Annotated in this window: 8 protein-coding genes; 3 read left to right on the plus strand and 5 right to left on the minus strand. The window is 35.1% G+C overall.

Annotated elements, in window-relative coordinates; all coding sequences use genetic code 11:
• The first annotated feature begins 241 nt into the window (after positions 1-241).
• Complete coding sequence (locus tag V7161_RS29775; protein ID WP_335716382.1) at positions 242-589, plus strand: helix-turn-helix domain-containing protein; 348 nt, start codon at positions 242-244, stop codon at positions 587-589.
• 55 nt (positions 590-644) lie between these two features.
• Here the strand turns inward: V7161_RS29775 and tatC are convergent, their stop codons facing one another.
• Both tatC and tatA read right to left on the minus strand, forming a co-directional pair.
• Positions 645-1,376 (minus strand): twin-arginine translocase subunit TatC, encoded by a 732-nt coding sequence (gene tatC / locus V7161_RS29780; protein ID WP_335716383.1) that lies wholly within the window; start codon positions 1,374-1,376, stop codon positions 645-647.
• A gap of 114 nt (positions 1,377-1,490) precedes the next feature.
• On the minus strand, positions 1,491-1,685 hold the full coding sequence (gene tatA, locus V7161_RS29785) for a twin-arginine translocase TatA/TatE family subunit (RefSeq protein ID WP_191271979.1): 195 nt from the start codon (positions 1,683-1,685) through the stop codon (positions 1,491-1,493).
• A 313-nt stretch (positions 1,686-1,998) separates the two neighbouring features.
• Here tatA and V7161_RS29790 point away from each other — a divergent pair, with 313 nt between their 5' ends.
• A complete protein-coding gene (locus tag V7161_RS29790) occupies positions 1,999-2,238 on the plus strand; it encodes a hypothetical protein (protein WP_335716387.1) in 240 nt (79 codons plus the stop codon).
• Between the two features lie 51 nt (positions 2,239-2,289).
• On the opposite strand, the gene V7161_RS29795 is transcribed toward V7161_RS29790, so the two are convergent.
• The 3 genes from V7161_RS29795 to V7161_RS29805 all read right to left on the minus strand — a co-directional run bounded on the left by V7161_RS29795 (position 2,290) and on the right by V7161_RS29805 (position 4,808).
• Positions 2,290-2,778 carry a dihydrofolate reductase gene (locus tag V7161_RS29795; protein WP_335716384.1) on the minus strand — a complete coding sequence of 163 codons (489 nt, stop codon included), beginning with the start codon at positions 2,776-2,778 and terminating at the stop codon, positions 2,290-2,292.
• Between the two features lie 32 nt (positions 2,779-2,810).
• Complete coding sequence (locus V7161_RS29800; RefSeq protein WP_335716385.1) at positions 2,811-3,755, minus strand: thymidylate synthase; 945 nt, start codon at positions 3,753-3,755, stop codon at positions 2,811-2,813.
• Between the two features lie 168 nt (positions 3,756-3,923).
• Positions 3,924-4,808 carry a LysR family transcriptional regulator gene (locus tag V7161_RS29805; RefSeq protein WP_335716386.1) on the minus strand — a complete coding sequence of 295 codons (885 nt, stop codon included), beginning with the start codon at positions 4,806-4,808 and terminating at the stop codon, positions 3,924-3,926.
• Between the two features lie 118 nt (positions 4,809-4,926).
• On the opposite strand from V7161_RS29805, the gene V7161_RS29810 reads away from it, so the two are divergent.
• The gene (locus V7161_RS29810) at positions 4,927-5,967 is read left to right on the plus strand and encodes a YeiH family protein (protein ID WP_420491694.1); all 1,041 of its coding nucleotides are present in this window, start codon (positions 4,927-4,929) and stop codon (positions 5,965-5,967) included.
• Positions 5,968-6,158 lie beyond the last annotated feature (191 nt).

Genomic DNA, 6,158 nt, shown 5'->3' on the forward strand with positions numbered 1-6,158 from the left:
GGTTAAATTTCTTAATAAAGAACGTTTTTCCTTCATTTTCCTCTAAATTCCTTTAAATATCTAATTATTTCGTATTTCTAAAGTTATTTTTAATTTATAACGAACATAAGAACAGATATTTAAATAATCAAATTCTTTCATGAAACCCAAAATTATTTCTTTATAAAATACATAACGTTCTTTATAATATTCTTATACATCAAGATTAAAATTAGATTAAAAACCAAAGGGGAATAAAAAAATGATCGGAATTAAGATTAAGGAGATGAGGCAGGAAAAAGGTTATTCTATTAGTGAGCTGGCAAACTTAGCAGATGTATCAAAATCGTATTTAAGTCATATCGAACGAGGATTACAGTCCAATCCTTCGCTCCAATTCTTATACAAGGTCGCAAAAGCATTGGGGACAAGTCTTGAATATTTATTGGATAAGGAACAAACAGAAAATGATGCTCCCATTGAATTAGATGATGAATGGGTTGTGCTAATTAGAAGTGCTGTTGAGGATGGACTAAAGAAAGAGGATTTCCGGGAATATCTAAATTACATTAAATTTCAATCCTGGATGAAGGAACAATTGAACAAGTAAAAAGACGTAAAAAAGACCTTAAGAGAGGAAATCCACTCTCTTAAGGTCTTTTGATTTATGCTTCTACTAATTCTTCTTCCTGCAGCTTTTTTAACCGTTTACGGTAAACAAACTTTGATAAATTGATACTGACTTCGTAAAGCAATAATAGCGGCAGTGTTACCACAAAGTCAGACATAAAGTCAGGCGGTGTGATGACAACCGCAATAATAATTAAAACGAAATACGCATACTTTCGGATTTTTGAGAGCACAAACGGATTGATGATTCCTAATGAAGTTAAGAACATAACCACAACTGGGAGTTCGAACAATACTCCAAAAGGAAGAGTCATATTCATAATAAAACTAAAATAGCGTTCAGCAGTGAAATTCGTGACAAACATGCCCTGTCCCATATTCACTAGGAAATCTAACACCATCGGGTAGATGACAAAATAGCCAAAGGCCAGTCCACTAATAAATAAGAAAAATAATGCGGGAACATAAGATAATGTAATTCTTTGTTCATTCGGTCTTAACGCAGGCTTTACAAATAACCAAATTTGTAATGCTAAAACAGGAATCGTCGCAGCCACAGCCACAACTGTTGCGAGCATAAAATAAATCCACATGATGTCACTTGGTCCAAGAACCTGGAGTTTTTGATCCCCGACAAACCATTTATAGATATCATCTACATAAATAAAGGCAGCAATAAAAAAAACAGCAAAGGCTACTACCGTTATGATAATCCTTTTGCGCAATTCCTCTAAATGGTCTACTAAGTGTAATTCTTTATCTTCCATGTACTTCCCCTGCCAATTTCAATGGTAAATATGATTGAGGTTTATTACGTTTTCACTCATTCATATAGTTATAAATATCGAGAAGAAAAAGGTGCAAGACGCATATCTTACACCTTATTTAGTCAACTTTTCTTTTTCGTCCTTAATATCTTCCATAACATCTTCTGTTAATTCACGAGTTGATTTTTTAAATTCTTTAAGTGTTTGTCCAAAAGCACGACCAATCTCAGGTAGTTTCTTAGGTCCGAAAATTATCAGTGCTAACACCAAAATTAAAATTAGTCCTGGAACGCCGATATTCGAAAACATGGATTTACATCCCCTTTAACTTTTGTAATTTCTAATACGATTATAGTATTGAAAAATCGATTTGGGTAAATTTTATGCAATATTTCATATTAAATTCACAATATCTAAAAAAATAAAGTATTTGAGATTATTACCATTTACCAAGGTAAAAAACCTCTTCTTAGACAATTTAACAATAACCACTTTTATAGTCAATGGCATTTTATTTAATAGAATTTTTTAAATATTTTGTCAACTATCTTTATTTTGCATATAATTTGAGTAGTAGGAACATATACTAATGGAAATTTGTAAGGGAATGGATGTGAGTTGGATGGAATTTTCACTTTGTAGTTTTGACGGAGCCCTGCCAGTGGAAGTCACCATTGATGATGACAATGGAAGATACACAATTCGTAAAAGCGATCGGAGTGGGGAATATTTTAATAGCCCAAAAGAATTAATCGCCTGGGTTAAAGCACATTTCCGTGAAGAAGAATTTTGCCATCCACATGAATTTAGGGGTATGCTTGCAAAAATGACAGAGTATGAAGTAAATGGATCCTATTTTTAAAATAATATTCTGAAGAAAAGCACCAGCGATGAGCTGATGCTTATTTTTATGCTATTCTTTTCTGTCATAAATCCGAAATTCATAATCGTAAGGATTTTTTTCATCCTTAATCCCTTTTTCACAGGATGTAAGCTTCCACTGTTCAAGATCAAATTCAGGGAAAAAGGTATCCCCTGCAAAATTTTCGTAAATATGGGTGATGTATAGACGGTCTGCATATGGGAATGTTTCTTTAAAAATTTCCGCCCCGCCAATAACAAAAATTTCATCTTTTTGCTCGCGGCAGTATTTAACAAACTCCTCGACTGAATAAAAAACAGTACAGCCTTCGGATTCGTATCCTTTTTGACGGGTTATGATGATATTCTCCCTGCCGGGAAGTGGCTTGGCAATGGATTCGTGCGTTTTCCTGCCCATGGCAATCGGATGCCCCATCGTAACCTGCTTAAAAAACTTTAAATCCTCTGGCAGGTGCCAAGGCAATTGATTGTCTTTGCCAATTACTCTATTTTCGTCCATGGCGACAATAAATGAAATCATACGCTGTCCCCTCCTTTGTTTTTATAATCACGTTAAACAGCAACCTCTGCTTTAATATGTGGATGCGGATTATACCCTGTGATTTCAAAATCATCAAGTTGATAATCAAAAATCGATGACGGTCTAGTTAGTATCTTTAGTTGTGGCAAGGAGCGAACTTCACGGGATAATTGTAATCTCGCCTGTTCAATATGATTTAGATACAAATGAACATCTCCGCCAGTAAAAATCAATTCCCCTACTTCGAGGCCACATTGCTGGGCTACCATATGTGTTAACAATGCGTAACTCGCAATGTTGAAGGGAAGACCTAGGAAGGTATCGACCGACCTTTGCTGCCACATACACGATAGCTTGCCTTCTGCTACATAAAATTGAAAGGCATAATGACAAGGAGGCAGTTTCATATCATCCACTTCACCAGCATTCCAGGCATTGACGAGCAGTCGTCTGGAATTTGGGTTTTGTTTAATCTCGTTTACGACCTGTTCAATTTGATCGACAAACTCTCCGTTTTTCTTTTCCCATTTTCGCCATTGGGAACCATATACTGGGCCAAGCTCTCCATATTTTTCGGAAAACTGATCATCCTCTAAGATTCGCTTCTTGAAATTTTCCATCTCTTGTTCATACAGTTTTTTAAATTCCTCATCAGCTTGACTTCTTATTCCAAAGTCTGTCATGTCAGGTCCATTGTAATCGTCGCTTTCAACCCATTTCTTAAACGGCCATTCATTCCAGATATTATTATTGTGTTCAAGTAAATAACGGATATTGGTGTCTCCTTTTAAAAACCACAATAGTTCACTTGCTACCAAGCGAAAGGGCACACGTTTCGTTGTTAAGAGCGGGAATCCTTTGCTTAAATCAAATCGGATTTGCCGGCCAAATACAGACAAAGTACCAGTTCCTGTACGATCCCCTTTTTGCACACCGTTTTCTAGTAAATCTTCCAGTAACTCTAAATAATCTCTCATTTAAATATTCCCCCCTGTATGTAATCATCATCATTCTTTCATCGAGTTCATATATCATAAAAAATTGTCAAAAATGAGTATAGCATTTTATAACAAAATGCGAAATCTACCTTTGGCCTAAATAAAAAGACAAACCCCAGAAACAAAGGCTTTACCCCTTGATTATTATTAATTTTTTAAATAATTTTCTATTAACTCAATAAATAAATTCATAGATTTTGTACTCAATTCAGGAGATTTAGTTATAACCGAAAAATTTCTCTTTATTGGTGTCCCTTTAACCTTTAATGCTCGAATGGTATCCAGTATTCTTTCTTTTTTAAAAGTAAGTTCAGATAAGTAACTAACTCCAAGCCCTGCTTCAACTGCTTCTTTAATAAGCTGAGTGCTGCCAAACTCCATCAACTTTGGAGGTCTTATTTGTAAAGTTTGAAATAATTTTTCTGTTGCATCTCTTGTACCAGAACCCTCTTCACGGACAATCCAATTTTCTTGTTCCAACAGTTCTAGTGAAATTTCCATATCGGAGAAATTTTGATAGTTCCCCCCTGCCACAATATACATTTGGTCTGTTGAAACTGTTTTGATAGCTATATTTCGCTGAGATATATCCCCTTCGACAATCCCTACATCGATCTCATGACTGGTGATTGCTTTGGCAATATCCCTTGTATTGCCAATCTGCACCGAAGGAATGATATTAGGATAAAGGTTTTTCATTTTAGCAAGGATATGTGGCAATACGTATTCTCCAAAAGTATAGCTTGCACCGATTTTTAACAGTCCTATTGGCTCGTTATTTAATTCATTTACTAAAATAGACATTCGGTTATATAAACCCGTTATTTCTTTAGCATGTAAATATACTATTTCTCCCGCTTTAGTCAGCTGCACACTCTTGTTTGTCCGAAGAAGTAGTTTTGTCCCGATATTCTTTTCTAATTGTTGAATTTGCTGGCTAACGGCAGGTTGAGTCATATGAAGTTCTTCCGCTGCTCTGGAAAAGTTTCTTTTATCCGCTACAGAGATAAATACAGCTAATAGTTGATCCACTTTATTCCCCTCCTTATATCGTATTTACTTATTATAACTATAATAATCATTTATTTCCCTTATTATAAATTCTTCGATACGATAATATTAAATAATGCAAATGAGGGGATGAAAAAAATTGGTACAAAAAGCTTTAATCAATTCCAGTCCTAACGAGCATAAAAATGCTGAAAAGAAGCTATACGTTTCAATAATATTAGGAATTGGTTTTACATTTACCATAGCCATGATTGGTTTCATTTTGGCAGTCCTGCCAGGTTTAAATCATATTGGACCACTTGCGTGTGCCATTTTACTTGCTGTGGTTTATCGACAAGTTTTTGGATATCCTGAAAGGTTAAGAACTGGTATTCAATTTTCATCAAAAAAACTATTACGCTTGGCCATTATCCTATATGGCTTAAAGCTTAACATGGTCGTCATTTTCCATCAGGGATTACCGCTGCTGCTAAGAGGCACCGGATCGATCATTTTTTCCATTGTAGTAATGATGATCCTTGCAAAATGGCTGAAAGCAGATTTAAATTTATCTTTATTATTAGGTGTTGGAACAGGGATTTGTGGTGCTGCTGCGATTGCCGCTGTTTCGCCAATAATTAAAGCAAAAGAAGATGATACCGCCATGGGAGTTGGCATCATCGCATTAGTTGGCACAGTATTTTCAATTATCTATACGGTATTATTTCCTTTATTATCTATGAGTCCTATAGACTACGGTAATTGGGTAGGAATCAGCCTTCATGAGATTGGCCATGTTGCTTTAGCCGCTGCTCCCGCAGGCCAGGATGCGCTTGCTCACGCATTGCTAGCCAAACTCTCCCGCGTATTCTTATTAATACCTGTTTGTTTTTTTCTCATGCTTTGGATGAAAAAGAAAGGAAAATTAGAGGGAGAGGCAAAATTCGAGTTTCCATGGTTTTTAATTGGGTTTATCATTATGAGTTTTGTGGGGAGCTACATCATTGGCCAAGAAATTTTACTATCTAAGAAGCTAATGTCTGATATTGCAGCTGTCACGTCATTTCTTTTAACCATGTCTATGACCGGCTTAGGATTAAATATTAGTTTAAAAGAACTGCGTGCCAAAGCAATTCGCCCTCTAATAGCCATTATCATTACATCTTTTCTTCTATCTTCGTTAACGTTTTATACGATTTAATCTCAATTAAAATAATAGTGTTAAACAGCCTGAATTCATTGACAAGAACTCAGGCTGTTTAAATAATTTTCTTAAAATGAAATAAAAATTCATTAATAAATTGCTTTGCTATCTTTGTTAAACCTTTCGTTTCTAAATAAATAAGCCAGAAATCAATAAGAAATTGATTCTCTTCCTTTAAAGGGATAATA

Source organism: Neobacillus drentensis (assembly GCF_036965425.1).
GTDB classification, from domain to species: domain Bacteria; phylum Bacillota; class Bacilli; order Bacillales; family Cytobacillaceae; genus Neobacillus; species Neobacillus drentensis_F.

Coding starts and splice junctions, on each gene's coding strand:
- V7161_RS29775 (WP_335716382.1), top strand. CDS start 242: ATGATCGGAATTAAGATTAAGGAGATGAGGCAGGAAAAAGGTTATTCT.
- tatC (WP_335716383.1), bottom strand. CDS start 1,376: ATGGAAGATAAAGAATTACACTTAGTAGACCATTTAGAGGAATTGCGC.
- tatA (WP_191271979.1), bottom strand. CDS start 1,685: ATGTTTTCGAATATCGGCGTTCCAGGACTAATTTTAATTTTGGTGTTA.
- V7161_RS29790 (WP_335716387.1), top strand. CDS start 1,999: ATGGAATTTTCACTTTGTAGTTTTGACGGAGCCCTGCCAGTGGAAGTC.
- V7161_RS29795 (WP_335716384.1), bottom strand. CDS start 2,778: ATGATTTCATTTATTGTCGCCATGGACGAAAATAGAGTAATTGGCAAA.
- V7161_RS29800 (WP_335716385.1), bottom strand. CDS start 3,755: ATGAGAGATTATTTAGAGTTACTGGAAGATTTACTAGAAAACGGTGTG.